The organism is Neobacillus sp. FW104-15D2 (assembly GCF_058790155.1).
The window spans coordinates 14,469-37,712 of sequence record NZ_JBYTCJ010000006.1; the positions used below are offsets into that span (position 1 = coordinate 14,469).

A 23,244-nucleotide genomic window follows, 5' to 3' on the forward strand; every position below is an offset into this window, starting at 1 on the left:
CTGAAGTGCGTTCTATTATACCTTCTTTCGTATGAAAAGGTGCTCTTAACCATCTATTAATATATAGTCTTACCCATTTAACGTTTGTGTGCTTTGCTACTGCTTTCATTAGTAATCAATCCACGGTAAATGTTATCGAATAAACCTTTAATATCGAATTCTAGAACCCAGTTAGAAATGCTATTTTAAATATGTTCAATAACGCTTGAATAAATATGTACATATTTGCTTTCATTTTACATACTAGTCATGAGGTGACTAGCTATGTATCTATCATTAAAGATCGATGTTAATTTTGAGATTAACAGTCTTTTTGACTTACCAAAATTCAAGCAGCAAATGGAGCATATGAAAATGAAAATTAATAAGAGTAAATTAGCAGAGGAATTAGGGGTTGACCGCCGAACCGTTGAAAAATATTTAAACGGTTTTGTCCCTAAGAGGACGAGAAAAAAATCTTCAAGATTGATGAATACTATGAAGTAATCGCAGCCCTTTTATCAGAGGATTCCAAGCAGGTGTTTTATTATCGTCGAGTGCTTTGGCAGTACTTAAAAGATAACCATTGGCTGGAGTGTGGCGCTTCCACCTTTCGTGCCTATATTGCACGTATTCCTGAATTTAATGCCTACTTTGTGGAGGACAAGCGCATTACTTCTCCAAAGGGGACGATCCGTTATGAAACTCCACCAGGCAAACAAGCTCAATTATATTGGAAGGAAAATATTTTATATGAAACAAAAGATGGGGAAAAGGTCGAGATCAATGTGGCGGCACTCATTCTTTCTGCCTTAAGAGTATGAACCTTTTATATGAGCATATCCAAATCTCAAAGTACTCTATTTTCCTTTTTAACAGAAGCTTTTGAAGCATTTGGAGGTGTTCCTGTGGAACTCCTTACGGATAATATGAAAACGGTGATGGATGTACCACCAGAATACCAGGGAAAGAAAGTAAGCTTACAGGTGTAAGATGACCATTTATGGATTTATTATAACATGAAACTAATTGCACAACATCCAATCAGTAAAGCTAAGCTCAATTATCAGGAGGCGCATTATAAATCAGCTCTGGCTGTTTCAGCTCCTCACTATCTTGAAATTGATGATTGGGCTAAGAAAAACCTAGAAACGATTGGAGAGGTGTATAAGTCATGACTACTAATTATCAGCAGTTATTAAGGGATCTTGAATATTTAAAACTAAAGCAGATGACCTTACATTTAAATGAAGTCGTTGATTTTGGTGTAAAGAACCAAATGTCATTTATTGATACACTAATTAAATTAACCAATTATGAAATTGATTTGTGGGAACAAAATATGACTCAATCAATGGTAAAGGTAGCTGCTTTTCCACACCTGAAAGAAATAAAAGACTTTGATTTTTCTTTCCAAACATCTGTCCATCAACAGCAGATTCTGGATTTTCTAACATTCCGTTTTATTGAACAGAACGAGAATATTGTTTTCTTAGGACCAAGTGGCGTTGGGAAAACCCACTTGGCCACTGCCATAGGTATTGCCGCAGCAAAGAAACGGACAAGCACCTATTTCATTAAGTGCCATGATTTAATCCAAAATTTAAGACGGGCCCGACTGGAGAACCGCCTTCAGGATCGGTTAAAGCATTATACAAAATATAAACTATTGATCATCGATGAGATCGGTTATTTACCAATTTATCAAGAAGATGCCAAGCTGTTTTTCCAACTAATAGATATGAGATATGAGAAAAGAAGTACCATCTTAACGACGAATGTAAATTTTAAAGTGTGGGACGAAATTTTTCAGGAGCCTAAGCTGGCAAATGCCATCTTAGACCGTTTTTACACCATGCGACAGTAGTAACAATGGTGGGAGATTCCTATCGCTTGAAGGATCATTTTGTGAAAGAAAACGAGTGAATTTGTACATTGTTAAACGAGCAAAAGTGTACATAATTGTGTTTACATTTATATCCAGTTGTATTTCCACACCTTTTGAGCGTAATCTCTAATGCTTGAATAGGACTTTTATGAGGTCTGTAACTGTAAAAATCCTCGTGAAAGAATGGTTCTACTCTCAAGTTACTTGTCAAGTTTATGGAGGATAATATTTGAGAGCAGAGGACTGAGAGGTCCTCCTTGCGGAGTTCCCTTTTCAGTACTTTGCACTACTCCATTTAACATGACTCCAGCCCTACAGATATTTCCTAATCAGCTTCAAAGTGTCCGGTCGTTTAGCCTCTTCGCCAGTTTCCCCATCAACTTATTGTGGTTTACCTTATCAAAGAATTTTTCTCTAAATCCATATCGACAGCGATATCCTTCTTCTATAAATCCTTTCGCTTTACTTATTGCGTCATGAGCCCGCCTATTTGGACGAAACCCGTAGCTGCTCTCAGAAAAGGAAGGGGCAAAGATGGGATTTAAAACTTGAGCAATGGCTTTTTGGATGAAACGGTCTGTCACAGTTGGTATGCCTAATAATCTCACTCCGCCACTTGGTTTCGGGATTCGACACGGCGTACGGGTGAGGGTTCATAGGTGCCTTTTCATAAAGTAGTCACAAGTGAATTTAAATTGTCATAAAGATGTTTTCGCAGTTCTTTTGCGGACATTCTATCTATTCCATGGCTTCCTTTGTTTCGCTCTACCCGTTTGAGAGCAGTTAATAGATTCTCCCGTGATAATACTTGTTCCATCAACATTTCGCTAATCCTTTCTGTGTGAATAGGTTCTTTTTTATGGCAGTTCCTGCTCCACCCTCAGGGGGTCCCCCACGGGATTCACCGTTTCCTCCTCCTAGCAAGTCCTTTCGAATTGTCTGTCTTCATTACAGTAACTGAATGTGTAGATTTCATTCTCTCTTAATAGTTCATACCTTCCCATATCTTCTCGAGTTGATATGGTACTATGGCGTCTGCCCACTTCTGATTGTTCAGCTGTGCATCTCTAGACAGGTTACCAAGAGAACTTGGCGTGCCAATAAGATCTCCCAGGTAAGTGTGCAGTCTTTCCCTCAACCTATCTGCTTCATTTACTCTGTATCACATTCGGCAGTATGGACTTTGCCTTGTAATGCCGGTTCTTCCAGCAATACCCAACTTGATATAAGTTCTTGTTCCTCAGACTGGAGGTTTGCCGCTCGTTTCCTTCAGATTCCACGTCACCATGAACACCCTTGTGTTAAGCTAACCACTACTACTCCCTTCATTGCCCAGGACTTACACCCTATAGACTGCACCCATGTTGGGCGTATATTAATAAATAAAGGACTAGGATTACTTAGTCCTTTATTTATTACTTTTGTTGTATTGCATAATATATATTCAGAACAGATCTGTAAAACATCGGAGGATAACCTGAAGAAAAGTAAATGGAAAATTGTTTTATTGAGTATTTTAGGGGATATTTTATTTATAGTTGCCACTTTAAGTTTAATATACAACGAGCTAAAGCCAAAGAACCATTTTATTTCCGTTCAAGTCGTTAGTACTGGCAAAAAGTCCGCCAACTCAAACCACAACTACTAAAATTATGGCTCCTATTTTTAATATATTGTTAATTGGCTCAGATGCAAGGGGCGTTGGAGCCAGACTAAAAAAGAACAGAACATTGGACACTTTATTCTATGTACTTGTACATGTAGATTTGCTTTATGGTGTCTGTTTGGGTGAATGTCCATTAGCTTTTTCGTCATTCCAACAGTGATGATCAGTACCTTGTTTAGTCCAAATCGTGTATTTATGGATATGAGCCAATCTTTTAAAGCAGCTGTACAATCTGCCTTAAGAAAAACATTCATGCACGCAAACAGATTCAACTTTTGCTAGTAGATTTGGGCATCGATTCAACCGAAGACGTGTATAAAAGGATTTCGATTAAGATCACCGCTTAAAGTGTAAAAGAATGAAGTATATCTTTCATAAGGATATCGATCCCTTACGGAAAAGGAAACTGATTTCTAGACCGTTACTTGGTCATGTCAGAAGAGGTAAAAATCCTAACGATTAAAGGAACTTTTCACAAAAAGATCAAGAAGAGACAAGACTAGTGAAAATAAAGCTTTAAAAGTTCTATCAGCTATTGGAGGATCCAGGAGTATCGGAAATTGAAACGCCATAAAGATCAAGGGGATTAACAATTTTATTAAGGAACTTAAACAAAATGCTTTTGGTTTTAGGAGTTTTACTCGATTACGCGCCAAGATTTTATTATCACATAAATATTAAGGAAATGGGTTTAGATTGGATAAGGGATGACATCATAGTCATCACACTCAGCATTTGATGAATAACCTCTTTTTTATGTGTCTCAAAAGTTTATTTTCAGGGTAGTACTTCATATCGCCCTTTACTATTCTTTACTGTAAAACCTATCAGTGTTGATCCGATTCGGTTGCCGATAGGACGCCAGCACCCACTATTCACCATATTGGATAGCCAGTTCAAAGGCAGCATGTTCTTCCGAGTTTGAAGATTGAACGGTACAAAAATTACAAGTATCGACAGCGAGCGATAATACGGAGGTTGGCTGTAATTTATTCAATAAGAAGGGGTTTATACCAAATCTTCTACTTTCAAAGCAAACTCTGGCGATTTAAGTCGCGAATCATAGGCAATCACAACGACTAGCCCATCTGCTACCCTTCTTATCGAATAAATATCAAGCGGTATCATACCCCAACTCTGAATACAAATCACTTGTGTTTTTACCTGCTTTTGGCTTTTTAATTCAGTTACATAATTTAGACTAAATAAAAGACAAAACTACTACTTATTGTTTATTAAAATGGTATACGGATTCTTCAATTTCATCCCAAGTTAATAGAAGTCTATGATTATCTTCCTCTACTAATTGTTTTCCTGTTTGAACTTCAATAAATTCTAATTCTTTTACAGCTTTTACAGCATGTTTAGCGCCAATTGAAATTTCTACCACATCGCCTGGTCGTATCACTTTGAACTCATCATTTAACAGGAGGACTCCTTCTCCTTTTACAATAGTCCAAACTTCTCGACGATAATTATGATATTGATAACTTAAATTTTTTCCAGCACTTATATTTATTCTTTTTGTTAAAACTTCACTATTATCCTCATATTTGGTGTGTTCAAGCACACGATACCATCCCCAGCGCCGTTCTTCATACATGGGTCTTTGTTCTAGGTCACCAACCAATTCTTTTACACGGGGACTTGCTTCTTTATCAGTAACCAAGATTCCATCCGGACTAGCAGCTACAAGTACATTAGACAGTCCAAGAACTGATATAGGAATATCTAATTCATTAATTATATGGGTATTTTGGGAATCTTTGCTCATATTTGCTCTGCCAAGAATATTTGTACCCATTTCTTCCGTTAAAGTATTCCAAGTGCCTAAGTCCTTCCAACCACCATCATAGGGAAGAGCAATTATATTTTCTGTTTTCTCTACTACTTCATAATCAAAACTTATTTTTGGTAGAAGTGTATAATTCAAAGCAAGTTCTTCAAAATTAGTAGTTATTCCTCTTTCCTCTAACATCGAAATAACCTTATCCATCTTGAATGCAAAAACCCCACAATTCCAAAGAGCTTGTTGTTCTAATAATAGTTTGGCTTCATCCTCTTTTGGCTTTTCTTTAAAGTGGCTAACCTTAATAAACTCTTTATTAAACTGAGTTTTTTCCGGAACAATATATCCATATTTTTCAGAAGGGAATGTAGGCTGTACACCCATTAATGCTAAGTCTGCATCCGAATTCTTCAAAATATCTTCTAAATCTAATAATCTGGCAAAAAATTTATCTTCAACATAGGGATCTACTGGTAAGACACCAACCACTTCATCCCGTTTTACATGTTCTACAGAATAAAAATAAGATGCAGCTAATGCAATAGCCGGAAAAGTATCTCTCCTTTCAGGTTCGACAATTATAGGCACATCTTTACCAATCTGACTATGAATCATTTCCACCTGAGTTTTACTGGTAGCTACTACCGAAGATTTTGATAAACCTAATTTATCCAATTGACTCCAAACTCTTTGGACCATTGATTGAAATTCATTATTATCTTTATCACGTAATACTTTTAAGAATTGCTTAGAACGAGCATCATTAGAAAGTGGCCATAGGCGTTTTCCAGATCCGCCAGATAATAAAACTAATCTCATATATTATATACATCCTTTTTAGACGGCTTTATATTTACAACCATGCTTGACTTTGTCCTTTATATATACCAACTGATAAGTCGGTCCCCTTAAGTAATTAGAAACGTGGCGAGTAAATAAATAACTAATCAGTTATTTAAAGTATATTGACTTTTAAAGTAGTTTTTATATTCACCACTGATAATTTGCTCCCACCACCACTTGTTATCAAGGTACCAATCAACGGTTTTGGAAATCCCTGTTTCAAAGGTATAGGTTGGTCTCCAACCTAATTTCTCTAATTTAGTAGGATCTATGGCATAACGCTTATCGTGTCCCATACGGTCTGAAACAAATTCAATCAACTTTTCAGATTTTCCTAGAGTATTAATAATCGTTTTCACAACCTCTAGGTTGGTTTGCTCATTATGCCCACCCACGTTATAAACTTCTCCATTTGCACCTTTATGAAGTACAAGATCAATAGCTGCACAATGATCACTTACATGCAGCCAGTCTCGAATATTCTTCCCATCACCATAAACAGGCACTTTTTCATTATTTAATACCCTCGATATGGTTAAAGGGATAAGTTTTTCAGGAAAATGGAATGGACCATAGTTATTAGAGCAGCGAGTGATATTAATAGGTAGTCCAAATGTTTCATGGTAGGAACGAACTATTAAGTCAGATGATGCCTTACTGGAACTATATGGACTGTTTGGTTGTAATGGAGTTTCTTCAGTAAAGAAGGTGGTTGGGTCAAAACTTAATTCTCCATATACTTCATCGGTAGAAACGTGAACAAATTTTGTTACATTAATTTCCTTGGATGCATCCAATAACACCTGTGTTCCTAGTACATTTGTTTTAATAAAAATACCAGGGTCAGTTATAGAACGATCCACATGGCTTTCTGCAGCAAAATGAACTACATAATCAAATTTTTCTTTATTAAATAGATTCATTACTGTTTCACGATCTGCAATATCTCCTTTTACAAAATGGTAGTTGTTACTCTTCTCTATATTATGATGTTTGGTTAAATCACCTGCATATGTTAATACATCGAGATTATAAATATCATAGAAAGAATATTTATCCACCATATATTGAACAAAGTTTCCACCAATAAAGCCTGCTCCACCAGTAACAAGGATTTTCTTTTTTTTCATTATTTCACCTCTTAAGACTTATTTAGGTTAAGCTTTAAACATCTAGCCATTTGGGATAAAGACAATGCATTTATCCACTTGTTTTTTTATATGTTCATGAATTTTGGAACGTTTCAGCTTTTTTTATGATATCTTCAATGGATAGAGGAATAAATGTTTTTACTTTTTACAGTAGAATCAATGAAGAGACCATCCAACTGAAAAAAGTCTTTATTTCCCAGTCGAAATTTAGTTCGTTTCTTTTAATTGAGCGAACTGACATGAACACTAACTTTAATAGGCTCACTTGCATTTCCTTTGGATTCTGAAAAATTAGTATTTAATATCTCCGTTCGCTACACTTATGAGATATTGCCCATATTTAGTTTTAAAATATTTTTCTCCTTCCTCAATTAATTCTTCTTTTGTGATCCACCCATTAATATAGGCAATTTCCTCTATAGCAGCTATCTTTATACCTTGATGTTCCTCTATTGTCTTAACAAAATTGGTTGCCTCAACTAAACTTTCATGAGTTCCTGTATCAAGCCATGTAAAACCCCTTCCAAGTAACTCAACTTCCAATATCCCCATATTTAAATAAGCTTCATTTACAGAAGTGATTTCTAATTCTCCTCTGAATGATGGTTTAACATTCTTAGCAATTTCAACTATTTGATTGTCATAAAAATATAACCCAGTAACAGCGTAGTTGGATTTTGGCTCTTTAGGCTTTTCCTTAATACTCAAAACCGTTCCCTGAGCATCAAATTCAACAACCCCAAACCTTTCTGGATCTGGAACATGGTATCCAAATACGGTTGCACCAATCTTTTTTTGGGTAGCCCTTTTTAGTATATTTCTCATCCCACTTCCATGGTAGATATTATCTCCTAAAATCATCGCTACAGAATCATTACCAATAAATTTTTCTCCAATTAAAAAAGCCTGGGCTAATCCGTCCGGGCTAAGTTGAACTTTGTATTCAAGACTAATACCAAACTGAGAGCCATCCCCTAATAATGCTCTAAATCTTGGGGTATCTTCAGGTGTAGATATAATTAATATCTCACGGATGCCAGCAAGCATTAATGTCGAAAGAGGATAATATATCATTGGTTTGTCATATACTGGTAACAACTGTTTGCTGGTAACCATTGTTAATGGATATAACCGAGTACCGCTTCCGCCAGCTAAAATAATTCCTTTCATCTCTTCATCACTTTCCCCTTTCAAAATACCATATTTTGCCTAGTTTCTATTGACCGTAAATTCAAACTATGAAGAATTAATTTTTTCAGAATACATAACTTCATTTAATTGATAAAAATGAGTTACTATCCCTCATTTAATAATTTGCTTAGGAAAGTTGACAAATGGCAACAACACTAATAGGATCCAGTAATACCTTTATAATAAGACACCAATATAAATTTTCTAAGCAGTTTCTTTATTTCCGATAAAACACATTTGTGTCTTGAATATTTATCTTCGTATTGTAATCGTTAAAATTTTCAATTACTTACAAAATTACCTGTTGGTAAGTCTAGAATTTATTTGTTACCTAAGAACCCTTGCACCTAAAGAGTTCATTTTTCAAGCTACTGTACTTTGAATTTATTGAACTTTAAATTCCACTTTCCCTCCTACGGAATTTAAAATGATTTCACATATCATATCTACATCTTTTAAAGATAAATCGGGATAAAGAGGAAGGGTTAATACTCTTTCTGCAATAAATTGGGCAACTGGAGTTTCATCAATATTAAATCTACCTTTATAACATTCTAAGCTATTTGTTAATGGGTAGAAATATTTACGCGCAATAATATTATGTTCCTTTAGTAGTTCGTAAACCTCATCCCTATTTAATTTAAATTCATCAAATACAACCGGAAAATAAGAATAATTACTTTTTATATCTAATTTTTGCTTAGTAAGCCTAATTCCTTTTATACCACTGAGATTCTCGGTGTATCTATCTACCACTAACTTTCTTTTTTCAATATCCTTATTTACATGACGAAGGTTACAAATACCCATTGCTGCTTGAAATTCATTCATTTTTGCATTACCGCCAACATACTCGACACTTTCCGGTCCTGTTATACCAAAATTTTTAAGATCATCCAATGTTTTTCTTAAATCTGGATTTTTAAATGTTATTGCTCCACCCTCAATTGTATTAAACACCTTTGTAGCGTGAAAACTAAACATTGAAGCATCTCCATAGTTTGCTACCCCTTCACCATTAACAGTAACTCCAAACGCATGTGCAGCATCGTAAATAACCTTAAGATTATACTTATTTGCTAGCTTTTCAACGGCGTCAACATTACAAATATTCCCATAAACATGAACAGGAATAATAGCAGAAGTTTTTTCTGTTATTAAGCTCTCTAGGATATCTGTATTTATAGTGTAATCTTCTGGATTTATATCACAAAAAACAGGAACTAATCCATTCCTAACAATCGCATGGGTTGTTGATGCAAAAGTAAATGGTGTTGTAATAACCTCACCAGTTAGCTTTAGAGCTGCTATTCCACATTCTAAGGCTAGATGACCGTTAGTAAATAAAGTAACATTTGGAGTGTTTAAATATTTCGATATCCCAGTTTCAAGTTGTTTATGTTTTTCTCCCATATTAGTCAGCCAGTGACTCTCCCATAAATCTTTAATTTCATTAATATATTCTTTAAAATCTGGCATTGAGGAGCGAGTTACTTGTATAGGTTTCATAAATAATTACCTCTTTTATAATTTCTTTATCATATATTTCGAATCTACCGTGGCCTTTTCGAAAAATTTAAAACCATTTCTTTTATAGAAATTAATTGCTTTCATATTGTGATTTTTTACTTCTAACTTAATTTCAGACATTCCAATGTCTTTAGAATAATTAATACATAAATTAAGTAGTATCTTACCAATCTTCCTATTTTGAAAATTATTTTTAACTGCAATTTGTGTTAAATAACATAAGCGATGTTTAATATCATTTGCATAAAAGGCTATAAAACCGGTAAATTCACCTTTTTCTATGGCCGCAAAAACAATTGCATTGTTAAATAGTTTTGATGCATAATCATCTAAACTAGTAATACTTTCTGATAAAGACGGCTCAAATATTTTATCAAATTCAAAAAGAATCTCTCGCATATCCTCAATACTTTCAATACGGAAGATTTTATTATCATTAATTATGAACTCTTTTTGTATACTTGATTTCATTGTTATAATTGCTCCAAATCATATTCATTAAGCATCATATTTATTTCATCTAGGGAATTAAACATCATTATATCTATAATAGATAAGTTTGGAAAAAACTCCGTCTTTAATTGTTTATATTTAATTGGTTTAGTTTTTAAAAAACTAAGATGTATTCCTTTAGATACAAAATCCGCTGAAGAGTACAAGTCTTTTCCACCAATAGCGTTTATATACTCATTTGCATTTAGTTGCTTACAAATTTCTAAAATCTTATCTTGACCTTTATAATCATTATTTTTATTTATTTCTGACGAAAGAATAAATCTGGTCTTAATTCCTAGATATTCGCAAACTTGTTTAATAGAAAATGTCAAATACTTAGCTAAATTCTTTTCTTCTTGTTTTAGAACATTTTCAAGTAAAGGGTACACTTCATTAAAAAACGGTGCTTTTTTATATGATGTTTCTAATGTCTTTAGTAATTTGTTACTCGTAACCTCATCATTTATAACTTCAATTTGATTTATTAGCTTATTTTGACTAGCTTTATTCAATGGTAAATTTACTAACTTGGGTAGTCCATTAATTAATATGTTGTTTCTATTTATCCAGCCCCGATTAATATAATTAACATCATCATATATTACGTATATATTCACTGCATTTATCAGTTGCCAATATCCTATATATGGGAAAAAATACGGTTGCATGACACCTACCTTCATGCGTTCACTTCCTTTTTCTTTTTTATAAAAACATCTTTCACTGTTTTGATCAAATATTCAAGACATTCGAGTTTAAGTAATTTTGCTAATCCAATGTATAAAAAGGCTCCAACAAGCATTTGCAAAATTATTGTTAATCCCTCTGTTAGCCGAAACCATTTAATATTATAAATTATAGCCCCCATAACCAGGGATAAAAGTAACGATGGCATAATATCTTTCCACTGTTCTTTATATGAATACTTAAGTAGCTTTAAATTCGGATAGGTATTAATAAATATTGAAATAATACCAATAACTACTTCTCCCAAAGCAATAGCGTAAATTCCAAAGGGAATACTTATTACAAGAATAACTAAGCCAATTATTTTCTTTATAATTTCAAGTCGTAAGAAAATATCACTTCTTCCCATCGCATTAATTGCTTGTAAATTAGCAGTGTGTATAGGCCATAAAGCATATGCCGCACATAAAATTTGTAAAAACGGTACGGCTGATATCCATTTATCTGTTAATAATAACCTAATTAGAGGTTCAGCTATTACAGCCAAACCGCTCATTAAGGGAAGAATCATAAATGAACTTGTAACTATTGATCGTCTAACCATTTCTTTTAGTCTTAATCTATTATCCTGCTGAATCGCTAGTGCAGGAAACATTACTGACTGTATTGAATTATCAATATTCGAAACTATAAGTAATGGAAACTGTTGTCCTCTACTATAAAAACCCAACATTGTTGGACTATATAATTTCCCAATTATAAGGCTCCGGATATTATTATAAAAGGTATCTATTAATGAGGAACCTAACAGCTTCCATCCAAACGAGAATAAACCTTTTACGCTTTTCATTGAAAATATCAATCGAGGTCTCCACTTAACAGTAAACCAAAGAATAACTGTAATTACTAATTGATTGATTAATTGCTGCACTACGAGTGCCCATATGCCTATACCAGAATATGCTAGAATTATTCCTATCGTACCAGAGATGATTATGGCTCCCAAACTACTATAAAAAAGATTTTTAAATTGCATTTTTTTTGATATAAAAGCAATCTGAATGGAGTTAATCGCACCAAAAAATAAAGTAAGTGACAATACTCTAACTACCATTATTAGTTTTGGTATGTTATAAAAAGCAGCTATTAAAGGGGCGGCATTGAAAAGAATAACATATAAACAGGCCGATAAAAATAAACTTAAATAAAATACTGATGAAAAGTCAACTTCATTAGCATTTTTCTTTTGAATTAAAGCTGTGCTAAAACCACTTTGAACAAATACATTAGCAACAGTTAAAAATATTGTAATGAGTGCTATAACCCCATAATCACTTGGTAAAAGGAGCCTGGCTAGTATAATTTGAACAATAAATTGTATTCCCTGTGTTCCTCCCCTTTCGAGAAGTTTCCAGAAAAGTGAAGACAGAACAACACCTTTCAAATTTTTATCATTCATTCTTTCAGTCTCCTAGCAATCTTTTAGAAACTCTAATCAATTTATTACATAAAACCTTAGGAATATATATGAATACTTTAGGCTGACTTCTAGCAATTTTATTAAATTTTTTTAACACTTTTTTATCTTCTTTAGAACCGCTTTGTATACTAAGAGAAAGAGCATTCATCCAACTTTGAGTAAATGAGTCTTTAGAAAGAAAACTCTTATTAAAAGTTTCTAAACAGTATTTATTTAAACGGCTCTCATATAGCCATTCTTGAAGTAGTATATTTTTACCTAAATATAATGAATTAATATTTGTTGCACCATTTTTTATAACGAAACGATAAGTTCCCATTGCCTCTTCCATGCAATATATTTCACCTTGTGTAAGTAAAAGCATATATAAAGTACGATCTCCAGTGTTTCGATCAGCGATATAATATATACTATAGTCATGTTTTGGCTCTTTAAATATGTTTCTAAAAAACATTGTACATGTATGCCCTGGTAGTCGATTCCACTTGTAATCCTCAAAAGAAAACACCTTCCCAGGTTTACATTTATACCTTAATTCTCGTTCTTTTTTAATTTGCTTATCCTCACACAAAACATTAACACTATGGACGGTTCCGATATACTCCAAATGTGACTCTAGGAAATCAAATTGTTTTTGTAGCTTTTTGCTATCATTCCAGAAATCATCACCTTCTAGCACTGCAATATATCTTCCTTTTGCTTTTTGAGTTAACTCAAAGAAGTTTCTCGTAGGACCAACGTTTTTTTCTTGAAACAAAGGAATAATGGTATCCGGAAATTTCTTTTGGTAACTTTTAATAATGTCCCGAGTAGTATCAGTTGAACAGTCCTCTGCAATTACTATTTCATACTGAAAACTTACTTCTTGCATTAACACACTATTAAGAGCTTCTTCTAAATATTTTTCATGATTGTAAGTTAGTATACATACACTAACCATAATTTCCTTTGTACTCATATAATGACTCCTATATTCTAAATTCTGTTCTCTATAGTTTTAAATTTATTATGGGGCGCTAGATTTATAGTTCTTTAAAACAAGTTCATATTAATATTTTTCACACGAGAAAACTTTCATTCAAAGGTCCTTTGTATGACAAATTACTATAAAAGAGCAAAGAAAGGTCCATCACATGTACCTGAAGGAATATACATATTACCAGGATTCGCCTATTCCTCTTAATCAGCTATTTAGTTAAGATAAAATTTATTTTCTAGCTTTGTCTGCTATTCAATATTATGGGGACTTTTTCTTTTTACTGTATTCATCTTCAACAATTTCTCTAAAATTTGATTTAAAGCGTTCTATTGAAAATCTCAAAGCATTTTTTCTACAGTTTTCAGCTTTAATAAACTGTTGGTTATTTTCAAACCTATCTACTGCTTCCATGATACTTTCAGCCGTCTGCTCATAAAAGTGCAGCCCTGTCAGATTACTGGAGTCTTTACTATCTACCGTTTCTAATGATCCACCTTTACCGAAGGCGATTACAGGTGTTCCACAGGCTTGAGCCTCAACTGGAGTAATGCCGAAGTCTTCTTCGGCTGCAAAAACAAAAGCCTTGGCATTTTGCATATGCTCCTTTAGGATATCGAAAGATTGGTACCCTAATAATTTGACATTTTTCCCAGCCATTTGTTTAATCTTATTAAAATCTGGCCCGTCACCAATAATTATTAACTGTTTTTCAGGCATTCTCGTAAAGGCTTCAACGATTATATCGATTTTTTTATAAGGTACCATTCTTGAAGCAGTGATATAAAAATCCGACTTATCCTCCTTCATAGAAAAACCGAACACATCGACTGGTGGATATATCACTTTCGATTCACGTCGGTAAACTTTCCAAATCCGTTTTGAAATAAAGGAAGAATTTGATAAAAAAACATCTACTCCATTTGCTGTGCGATAATCCCAATCCCTTATTTTATGCAAAAGATATTTAGCAATTAACCCCTTAAGACCTTTAGTCAAGTTTGATTCTCTCAAATATTGATGTTGAAGATCCCATGCGTACCTTATTGGGGAATGTACATAAGATATATGAAGTTGGTCCGGTCCAGTAATGACCCCTTTAGCAACTGCATGAGAACTAGATATTATTACATCGTAGCTTGACAAATCCAACTGTTCGATTGCAAATGGCATTAAAGGTAAATACGTTCTGTATTTCTTCTTTGCAAAAGGTAGTTTCTGAATAAAAGTTGTTGTAACATTTTTATTATTTATAAAGTTGCGATTTTCATTTTCAATAAAATCTACGACGCTAAATAAGTCAGCCTCAGGATATATATCTAAAATTTGTTCAAGTACTTTTTCAGCACCTGCATAAGTTACAAGCCAATCATGTACTATTGCAATTTTCATAATGGATATCAATCTCCTATTTTGCCAAAACAATATTTTCTATTAATTTTTGGGTCGTTTGGTTCCATCGGTATTTGCCACTTTGAGATATACTTCGCTTGATCAAAGTGTGTACTAACTCATTGTCTTTGTATAATCTTTCGATTAAATTCACAAGACTATCAGAATTATATGGATTAAAATACAACGGTGCATTACCGCAAATTTCAGGTATTGAAGCTGCATTTGAAGCTAAAACAGGACATCCTAGACTCATTGCCTCAATGGGTGGCAAGCCGAACCCTTCATATACCGAAGGGAAAATAAATGCTTTTGCATTTTTATATAATGCTTTTAATTCTCCATCACTTACATATCCTACATGCTTAACGCTTTTATTCCCGGATTCCACTAATGTATTTTTCGAAAATATACCTTTTTGTATACCACCCGCAATTACAAACTGACCCTTAAAATTATCGAGCTTTTTTAAAGCCTCAATAACAACCTGGAAATTTTTATTTGGATGAATACTACTTACTGCTAATAGATAATTACCAGGTTCAATATTATGCTTTTTAAATATATTTGTATCCATTTCTCCTAGATACATATGGTCTATACCAAGATGTATATCAATTATTTTATCTTTTAAAGCCGGAAGAAATCTTTGTAGTTCTTGTTTAGAAAACTGTGAGACAGTTATAATTTTCTTACTATTAAATGCCAATAACCTGTATAAAATCTTATAAAGAAAAATGAACTTTTTTGAATAGCCCTCGGGCTTAGAGAAGACTGCAGCATCATGAATATACACTACTTGGTTTCTTTTGGTGACTGGACCAGTATTACAGAAATTAATTAACAACCCATTTAAACAATAATAGGGGAGTATAAATTGTTCCCATAAATGTCCTGCTAAGAATCCAATACTTTTCACCTTTATATTTTTTAGTATTAATTCTCTTAGAGGTAATTTCGGTGTTAGTATTATAAACTCTATTTTTTCTTTTATATTTTTATCTGACATTTGTTTATCAAGCGTTTTTACAATTTCGTCAGCTACTCTTTGGACTCCAGTAACTGTTTGGGTTAAAAAACGTCCATTTATATATATTGTCTGTTTCATTATAATTAGGTCACCTTTATCTTTTTTACAAAACAAGTACTATTTCTTTTTTCCATTATTGAATTATATACATACATATAATCGGATATATTTTCGGAATATTTTTCCGCATGCGCATAAGCTTTATTTATCTCTTGGTCAATTCTTTTCTTACTCAAACTACTAAAATCTGTTATCTTACCTTTTAATTCTTCAGTATCTTTATTTCTAAAAATATAATCATGGCTACTTATTATTTCAGTAATGCCTCCTGTATTTGAGGCAATTACTGGGGTTCCTTGCATATACGATTCTATTATTACTCGTCCAAACGGCTCATCCCATATCGAAGGCACGACAGTTAAATCTGTCGAAGCCATAGTCTTATATACTTCTTTTATAGGGATTTTTCCTTTAAAAGTAAATCGTTTATCATTTTGAACAAGTAATTTTAGTTCCTTTTCTTGTGAACCCACACCACATATTATTACTTGGCCGACAACCTTACTAGGTATATCTTTAATTGCATTAATCAATACCTTTATACCCTTATTTTTTTCCAACTGCCCATAATATCCGATTCTTAAAGGATCCCCTTCATGTCTACATTTTTTTGGATACCTTTCTGCACTTACCACATTATGAATTGAACAATTTAGACTACTAGGAAACAACCCGTTATCTAAGTGCTTATTTAATATAAAATTTGATATGCCCACTACAGAGTTGACTTTTTCGCTCCTTTGTCGATTGCTAAGGGTTAAAAATTTATTGATGAGTTTATTTGAAACTGGCTCTATTAAAGCATAATCTCTTAAGGTATGTGCAACTGGAACATTTAACTTTTTAGCAATATTCCATACAAACGTACCAATTCCCATTACATTTTGAGTATGAATAAGATCTGGTGAAATATCCTCGAGGACTTTTTTTAAAATTGCATTTTGTTTTAGATTATATTGATTAAGAAAATGCCAAGCTAATTTACTTATGTTACCCCGTTTAACTGAATTTCTTGGCCAATAAAAATTTGTACATGGTATTCTGTAAACCTTAACACCATTAACTAAATCTAAAGTCACGCCCTTTTTGTGTCCTCCTGTTGTAAGGACACAAACTTCATAGTGTTTTAATAACCCTTCGGCTAAAAGTTGAGTTGATACTTCTGCACCACCAATAATATCAGGGAAATAAAAACTATTTACAATAAGGATTTTCTTCATTTGAGTTTCACTCCGTAATTCTTTTAAACTATTAAGAACCCGTTTCTTTATTTACTTTTAAAATTGAAAATTTATATCTGTAAAAGAATACAACTTTCAAAATAAAAAAATAATAATACAAATAATATATTTTATTATTTGTATTATTATTTTTTAATAAATTTATATATATACTAGTAAAAATAACCTGCAACCCTAATTACCGTTTATACAATTAAATTCCTTTTACTAATTGAATAAATTGAGTTCTGATTTTTTCAACACTGTATTTTGTTTTCATTAGTATATACCCTTGCTCTCCAATTGAATCTGCTTTACCTGAATTGTTTTTTAACTCTCTAATTGCATTTGTTAAATTAGTTACAATATTTTCTGGAGATACCAAGATTATATTCACATTATCCATAAATACTTCTTTTATACCCGGAGTATTCATTGTTACAACTGGCTTATTACAAGCAGCCAACTGATAAACTTTATTCGGGACAACTCTTTTAGCTTTAGCCGTATCTCCAAAAATACCTAAACCTACATCAAAATTACTTAAAAACTTCGGAAGTTCCTGGTAATCAACTCTATCAATAAAGATTGTATTATTTAAGTTTAGATCTTTAGCGAGTTGCTTCATCTGCTTTTTAGTTTGGCCATTACCTACTAAAGTGAACTTAATATTATCATCATCCATTAGGTTATAAGCAGCTTTAAGAATTATATCCACTCCATGTAAGGGACTATACCCTCCATAAAATACTACATTAAATTCATTTAAATAATTTCGTGGTATTACTTCAAAATGCTCCTCTGCACCAACAGGCACAACAACGATTTTATTGGGAGGACATTTAAACATGTTAATGAAATAATCTTTATGCAAATGAGTATCACAAATAAGTACATCACCATATTTCAAAGTTATTTTATCAAAAAATAACGCCTTTTTTGCCTTAAAAGAATTTTTTTCTGCTAATTTCCGATCTTCTACTAATGTATCGTACTCTGAGACTAGGATATCTATTATAATTTTTTTCCTAAAAATTTTTGCCAACAAAATAATAAATGGAGCATTAACCTGATTAAAAGCAGGAATATAAACTATTTTTGTTTTATACCTAATAAGAGCTAATAGCGTTTTTAATAAAATTTTAATATATCTTAAAATTAGGTTATCCTTTTTTATTTCAACTCTTTTAATTGATAAATTTCCATGGTCTACCATAACCCGGTTTCGAGAATAATCTAGTTCCCATCCTATCATTAACAAGTCATACATTTTCGAGCTCCTTTAACAAGTTTGAAACAATCATAAAATTCTCTTACTTTTTATCTTAATTGTTTAATATATTCAATATTCATGTATATTTTCTTATGAAATACTGTTATAAAACAACCTATTCTACATCCTATATTCATTTAGCAGAACTAAAGTTCAAGTTAGTTTGAATTCAGTTATTAAGTAACCTAACTTGACTATTTTTTAATAATTAGTATTCAAGAATATTAATTATTACATGATTTAAAAAATTAATACCCTTAAATCATTTATTAAAAAGCATCTTTCGATCCGAATAGCACAAGAATCGTTTTTAAAATGATTTTCATATCTGATAATAGAGAGCGCTTTTGGATATATTTTAAGTCCAGCTCTACCATTTGATCAAAATTCAAGTTGTTTCGACCACTAACCTGCCAAAGACCCGTACATCCCGGCGTTACCCTTAATCTTTGTTTATCATAAGAAGAATACATAGCAACTTCCCTCGGAAGGGGGGGGCGTGGTCCTACTAGGCTCATGTCGCCTTTTAAGACATTAAATAGTTGGGGTAGTTCATCTATGCTTGTTTTTCGTATGAATTTTCCTACTATTGTAATTCGCGGATCATTTTTCATTTTAAACATGGCACCTGTGACTTCATTGCTTTTTAAAAGCTCCTGCAGCTTTTCTTCCGCATTTGACACCATTGAACGAAATTTATACATTCTAAATTCTCTACCATTTAACCCCACACGTTTTTGGGAAAAAAATATCTTTCCTTTTGGGTCTTCTACTTTTATTAGAATAGCAATAATAGCAAACAGTAAACTTAGTGCTAAAATTCCACAGGAAGCACCGATTATGTCAATTAGCCGTTTCACAAAAAGATAAACTCTTCGATCGTTTAATTCTGTTTGCTGTTCCAAATACACAACTTCCTGATTGGCCAATTTTGACAATTTAACCCCTTCCTTTACCTACTTATTAGCTTTTTCTATCTTGTAAGATGCAACTAAATTCTCTAAGTACTGAATCATATCTTCACGAAGGTCCTCATGCTGCATAGCAAATTCTACTGTTGTTTTAACAAATCCAAACTTTTCTCCCACATCATATCGTTTGCCTTCAAAATCATATGCAAATACTCTCTGAATCTGGTTAAGCTGCTGTATGGCATCCGTTAACTGAATCTCGCCACCCGCGCCTGTCTCCTGGCGATCGAGGAACTTAAAGATTTCAGGTGTCAAAACATAACGGCCCATAATTGCCAAATTAGATGGCGCTGTTCCATACTTGGGTTTTTCGACAAAATTGCTAACTTGATATCGTCGTCCTTCACTAGAGGAAGGATCAATGATTCCGTAGCGATGTGTTTCTGAATCCGGAACAGTCTGTACACCTATAACTGACGAAAAAGTTTCTTCATATTGATTAATCAATTGTTTTAAACAAGGAGTATCGCTTTGAACGATATCATCTCCCAAAAGTACTGCAAATGGTTCATCACCAATAAAATTGCGCGCACACCAGACGGCATGGCCTAATCCCTTTGGCTCCTTTTGACGGATATAATGAATATTAGCAAGATTACTTGAATACTGGACTTTTTCAAGAAGATCAGTTTTCTCTTTTTCAATTAGGTTTTGTTCTAGCTCCAAAGCAAAATCGAAATGATCCTCAATTGCTCTTTTTCCTTTGCCTGTTACGATTATGATATCCTCAATACCAGAAGCAACTGCTTCCTCTACTATGTATTGAATGGTCGGTTTATCAACTATTGGCAGCATTTCTTTTGGCATCGCCTTTGTTGCCGGTAAAAAACGTGTTCCTAACCCTGCTGCAGGAATAATGGCCTTTTTAACTTGTTTCATTTCAATTCCCCCCTTTTCCGATAGAAAGCATCCATACATTAAATAAATACCTAATGAAAATGCAAAGACTGTAATGCGCTTTCATTAGGTATTTATTTATTTATTTAGTTTGGGCATCAAACCCGTCCTCACACCCTGCTATTGACGACATGCGTCTAAGGAAAAATAACCAACCTATTCCCACAGCAGAATCGAGTGCCTCCGTCGATAACGGGATTGGAGACATTACCGGTATTATAGTAAGAAAAACGTGATGAATCGTTTTTTGCAGTGTCATTTGGGTAAATTAAAAAATACCAAGAAATTTTTTCTTTTTGATTTTTTCTGGATATTCTTTATAAATACTTTTGTTTTCCACTAAAAGTTCGGCATTTTCTGTGAACAGATAAACCATATCAATTCCATATTTTTTCTCTAATAAGCTGAAAGCTTCTTCCATTTTAAATGATCGATTTGCTATGTTATGAGCATCCGAGGCAATAAAATGGGTTAGATTAGCTTCAATTAACTGATTGGAAAAATTCTTAATATTTTTCCCAAAATAACCGCAAAGGCTTGATGCGGTTATTTGTGTTAATGCCCCTTTTTCTATCAGATTAAATAATCGGTCTGGTCTTTCGATTATTTCCTGGTTTCGCTCTGGATGAACAATGATAGGTGTGAGGCCTTTCATTTGGACTTCGAAAAACAGCTGTTCAGTATAACGAGGAACGTGGTTAGAAGGAAACTCTACGAATAAATATTGCGACTCAGCCAATGGAAGGATTTTATCACTGTCAATGCCCTCGATTAATTCACCATATATACGTGTTTCCTGTCCAGGGAGAATTTCCAAATCGATATTTTCTTTTTTTAAAACCTCATTTAACTCTCTAACTCTATCTATAATAAATGTTTTAGTATTATTATATTTTCCATTCTTATGGTGAGGAGTAGCAATAATTGTCGATATACCATTTCTTACTGCTTCCCTGGCCATATCAAGGCTATCTTCCAAACTTTTTGCCCCATCATCAATCCCTGACAGTATATGACAGTGAATATCAATCATTGCCTTTCTCCCCTTCCATTTTCATTCCAATATATTAAGACTTTTTACATATTACCATGCTATTTCAATAGGGTAAATAGCATTATTTGTCGAATTTTATCACTTTACTCCATAATAATAATAATAATTGGATTCTTTCATTGGTTTGTTGTTTAAGACTACACCCATAAGCTTACTATTTGCCGCCAGTAAGAGTTCCTTGGATTTTATGGCCTGATCGTTTTCTGTTTTTCCGCTTGATACGACTAATATAGTTCCGTCACAGCGATTTGCTAGAATTTGAGCATCCGTTACAGCAAGTACTGGTGGTGTGTCAAAAATAATAAGATCAAATCCTTCAAAAGCATGTTCAAAAAAGACTTCCATCGCTTTAGAACCTAGTAGTTCGGCTGGATTAGGGGGGATTGGACCGCTTGGTAAAATAAATAGATTTTCTTGCTCTGTTTCCGTAATCGCCTGAACCAACGACATTTGCTTTGTTAAAACACTTGTTAATCCATAATTATTTGTCAGATTAAATGTATAATGGGCCGTTGGTTTTCTTAAATCTGCATCTACCATAAGAACTCTTTTTCCCATTTGGGCAAATACCACAGCTAGGTTTGCTGTAGTAGTTGATTTTCCTTCTCCAGGGCCAGATGAAGTGACCATCAAGGATTTTATCTCCTTATCGACTGAAGAGAACTGGATATTTGTACGAATTGTTCTATATTGTTCTGATATAGGCGATTTAGGATCAAAAAGGGTTACTAATTTACGTTTTTCCTGCCCATATTTCTTTTTTGAATTTATATTAGGAGCCAATGCTCTCACCTCTTACTTTTGATCTCCGATCCGCTGATCTTTTACTTTTTATATCAAATTTTGAATCATCAATCTGCGCAATTGTTCCAATAACAGCCAGGCCGAGTGCCTTTTCAATATCCTGTTCTGTCTTGATGGTATTATCAAGATATTCCATTAAGAATGCCAGTCCCACACCTGCCATTAATCCAACTACAAGAGCAATTGCAATATTAATAAGGGGTTTAGGTTTTACAGGGGACTGCCCTTCTGTTACTGTGGCTTTTGCCAATACGCTGACATTTTCTACATTCATAATTTTCTTAATTTCTTGTTCGAAGACCTGCGCCGTCTTATTAGCAATTCTTGCAGCGGTTTTTGGACTAGGATCTTCTACTGTCAAATTGATTACCTGTGAGTTATTTTCACTTTGAATCGTCATTTTACTATTTAATTGGCCAGCAGTCATATTCAATTTCAGATCTTTCGCTACTTTATCCAAAATAGCCGGGCTTTTTATAATCACGTTGTAAGTATTGATTAATTGTAAGTTTGTTTGAACTTCATTAGAATTGTATAAGGTATTATCATTCTTTTTTTGGCTTACCAAAATCTGAGTAGAAGCTTGATAAATTGGCGTAAGGAAAAAGTAACTTACGATTCCACTTGCTAAAGTTGCTATCAAAGCCACTAATATAATTAAATTCAATCTCTTTTTTAAAGTCTGAAACAGTTCTTTCAAGCTGATTGTTTCTTCCATGATTTCCTCCTGGTATAAAATAAATAAGAAAAACAAGATGTATTATAACATAATATCTTGTCATTTTTTGCTTTTCTTGTCATAATTTTAATAAATATGTAATATACCTATGACTTCCTTACTTATTTAACTACATTTTGTCAAAAATTT

18 protein-coding genes and 3 pseudogenes are annotated in these 23,244 nt (G+C 33.2%); 3 read left to right on the forward strand and 18 right to left on the reverse strand.

Annotated elements, in window-relative coordinates:
• The first annotated feature begins 264 nt into the window (after positions 1-264).
• Positions 265-1,157 (forward strand): annotated as a pseudogene (locus AC3WR0_RS06725) (transposase).
• Positions 1,154-1,905: pseudogene (gene istB / locus AC3WR0_RS06730) on the forward strand (IS21-like element helper ATPase IstB). The pseudogenes AC3WR0_RS06725 and istB overlap by 4 nt, the downstream one beginning before the upstream one ends.
• 165 nt (positions 1,906-2,070) lie before the next feature.
• Here istB and AC3WR0_RS06735 read toward each other — a convergent pair.
• Positions 2,071-2,690 (reverse strand): annotated as a pseudogene (locus AC3WR0_RS06735) (reverse transcriptase domain-containing protein); the annotation flags it as partial.
• Between the two features lie 1,428 nt (positions 2,691-4,118).
• On the opposite strand from AC3WR0_RS06735, the gene AC3WR0_RS06740 reads away from it, so the two are divergent.
• On the forward strand, positions 4,119-4,214 hold the full coding sequence (locus tag AC3WR0_RS06740) for a hypothetical protein (RefSeq protein WP_492551706.1): 96 nt from the start codon (positions 4,119-4,121) through the stop codon (positions 4,212-4,214).
• A gap of 544 nt (positions 4,215-4,758) precedes the next feature.
• On the opposite strand, the gene AC3WR0_RS06745 is transcribed toward AC3WR0_RS06740, so the two are convergent.
• From AC3WR0_RS06745 to AC3WR0_RS06825, 17 genes are all read right to left on the reverse strand, one after another.
• The gene (locus tag AC3WR0_RS06745) at positions 4,759-6,141 is read right to left on the reverse strand and encodes a sugar phosphate nucleotidyltransferase (RefSeq protein WP_492551580.1); all 1,383 of its coding nucleotides are present in this window, start codon (positions 6,139-6,141) and stop codon (positions 4,759-4,761) included.
• A 128-nt stretch (positions 6,142-6,269) separates the two neighbouring features.
• Positions 6,270-7,295, reverse strand: coding sequence for a dTDP-glucose 4,6-dehydratase (rfbB, locus tag AC3WR0_RS06750; protein WP_492551581.1), 1,026 nt, complete (start codon positions 7,293-7,295; stop codon positions 6,270-6,272).
• Positions 7,296-7,607: 312 nt separating this feature from the next.
• Positions 7,608-8,486 carry a glucose-1-phosphate thymidylyltransferase RfbA gene (rfbA, locus tag AC3WR0_RS06755; protein ID WP_492551582.1) on the reverse strand — a complete coding sequence of 293 codons (879 nt, stop codon included), beginning with the start codon at positions 8,484-8,486 and terminating at the stop codon, positions 7,608-7,610.
• A gap of 405 nt (positions 8,487-8,891) precedes the next feature.
• Entirely contained in the window at positions 8,892-10,016 is a 1,125-nt protein-coding gene (locus AC3WR0_RS06760) for a DegT/DnrJ/EryC1/StrS family aminotransferase (RefSeq protein ID WP_492551583.1), read from the reverse strand.
• A 15-nt stretch (positions 10,017-10,031) separates the two neighbouring features.
• Entirely contained in the window at positions 10,032-10,508 is a 477-nt protein-coding gene (locus AC3WR0_RS06765; RefSeq protein ID WP_492551584.1) for a GNAT family N-acetyltransferase, read from the reverse strand.
• A 2-nt stretch (positions 10,509-10,510) separates the two neighbouring features.
• A complete protein-coding gene (locus AC3WR0_RS06770; protein WP_492551585.1) occupies positions 10,511-11,215 on the reverse strand; it encodes a WbqC family protein in 705 nt (234 codons plus the stop codon).
• Complete coding sequence (locus tag AC3WR0_RS06775; RefSeq protein ID WP_492551586.1) at positions 11,212-12,678, reverse strand: lipopolysaccharide biosynthesis protein; 1,467 nt, start codon at positions 12,676-12,678, stop codon at positions 11,212-11,214. Before AC3WR0_RS06775 ends, AC3WR0_RS06770 begins: the two co-directional genes overlap by 4 nt.
• Positions 12,679-12,682: 4 nt before the next feature.
• Positions 12,683-13,657 carry a glycosyltransferase gene (locus tag AC3WR0_RS06780; protein ID WP_492551587.1) on the reverse strand — a complete coding sequence of 325 codons (975 nt, stop codon included), beginning with the start codon at positions 13,655-13,657 and terminating at the stop codon, positions 12,683-12,685.
• A gap of 279 nt (positions 13,658-13,936) precedes the next feature.
• Positions 13,937-15,067: a glycosyltransferase family 4 protein gene (locus AC3WR0_RS06785; protein WP_492551588.1), complete on the reverse strand. Its 1,131-nt coding sequence runs from the start codon at positions 15,065-15,067 to the stop codon at positions 13,937-13,939.
• Between the two features lie 16 nt (positions 15,068-15,083).
• The gene (locus AC3WR0_RS06790) at positions 15,084-16,175 is read right to left on the reverse strand and encodes a glycosyltransferase family 4 protein (RefSeq protein WP_492551589.1); all 1,092 of its coding nucleotides are present in this window, start codon (positions 16,173-16,175) and stop codon (positions 15,084-15,086) included.
• A gap of 5 nt (positions 16,176-16,180) precedes the next feature.
• On the reverse strand, positions 16,181-17,377 hold the full coding sequence (locus tag AC3WR0_RS06795; protein WP_492551590.1) for a glycosyltransferase family 4 protein: 1,197 nt from the start codon (positions 17,375-17,377) through the stop codon (positions 16,181-16,183).
• Positions 17,378-17,591: 214 nt separating this feature from the next.
• Positions 17,592-18,647 (reverse strand): glycosyltransferase family 4 protein, encoded by a 1,056-nt coding sequence (locus AC3WR0_RS06800; RefSeq protein WP_492551591.1) that lies wholly within the window; start codon positions 18,645-18,647, stop codon positions 17,592-17,594.
• Positions 18,648-18,919: 272 nt separating this feature from the next.
• Positions 18,920-19,555, reverse strand: coding sequence for a sugar transferase (locus tag AC3WR0_RS06805; protein WP_492551592.1), 636 nt, complete (start codon positions 19,553-19,555; stop codon positions 18,920-18,922).
• A 51-nt stretch (positions 19,556-19,606) separates the two neighbouring features.
• A complete protein-coding gene (gene galU, locus AC3WR0_RS06810; protein ID WP_492551593.1) occupies positions 19,607-20,500 on the reverse strand; it encodes a UTP--glucose-1-phosphate uridylyltransferase GalU in 894 nt (297 codons plus the stop codon).
• 286 nt (positions 20,501-20,786) lie between these two features.
• The gene (locus AC3WR0_RS06815; RefSeq protein ID WP_492551594.1) at positions 20,787-21,551 is read right to left on the reverse strand and encodes a tyrosine-protein phosphatase; all 765 of its coding nucleotides are present in this window, start codon (positions 21,549-21,551) and stop codon (positions 20,787-20,789) included.
• A 99-nt stretch (positions 21,552-21,650) separates the two neighbouring features.
• Complete coding sequence (locus tag AC3WR0_RS06820) at positions 21,651-22,355, reverse strand: CpsD/CapB family tyrosine-protein kinase (protein ID WP_492551595.1); 705 nt, start codon at positions 22,353-22,355, stop codon at positions 21,651-21,653.
• Positions 22,345-23,094: a YveK family protein gene (locus tag AC3WR0_RS06825; RefSeq protein ID WP_492551596.1), complete on the reverse strand. Its 750-nt coding sequence runs from the start codon at positions 23,092-23,094 to the stop codon at positions 22,345-22,347. The genes AC3WR0_RS06820 and AC3WR0_RS06825 overlap by 11 nt, the downstream gene beginning before the upstream one ends.
• Positions 23,095-23,244 lie beyond the last annotated feature (150 nt).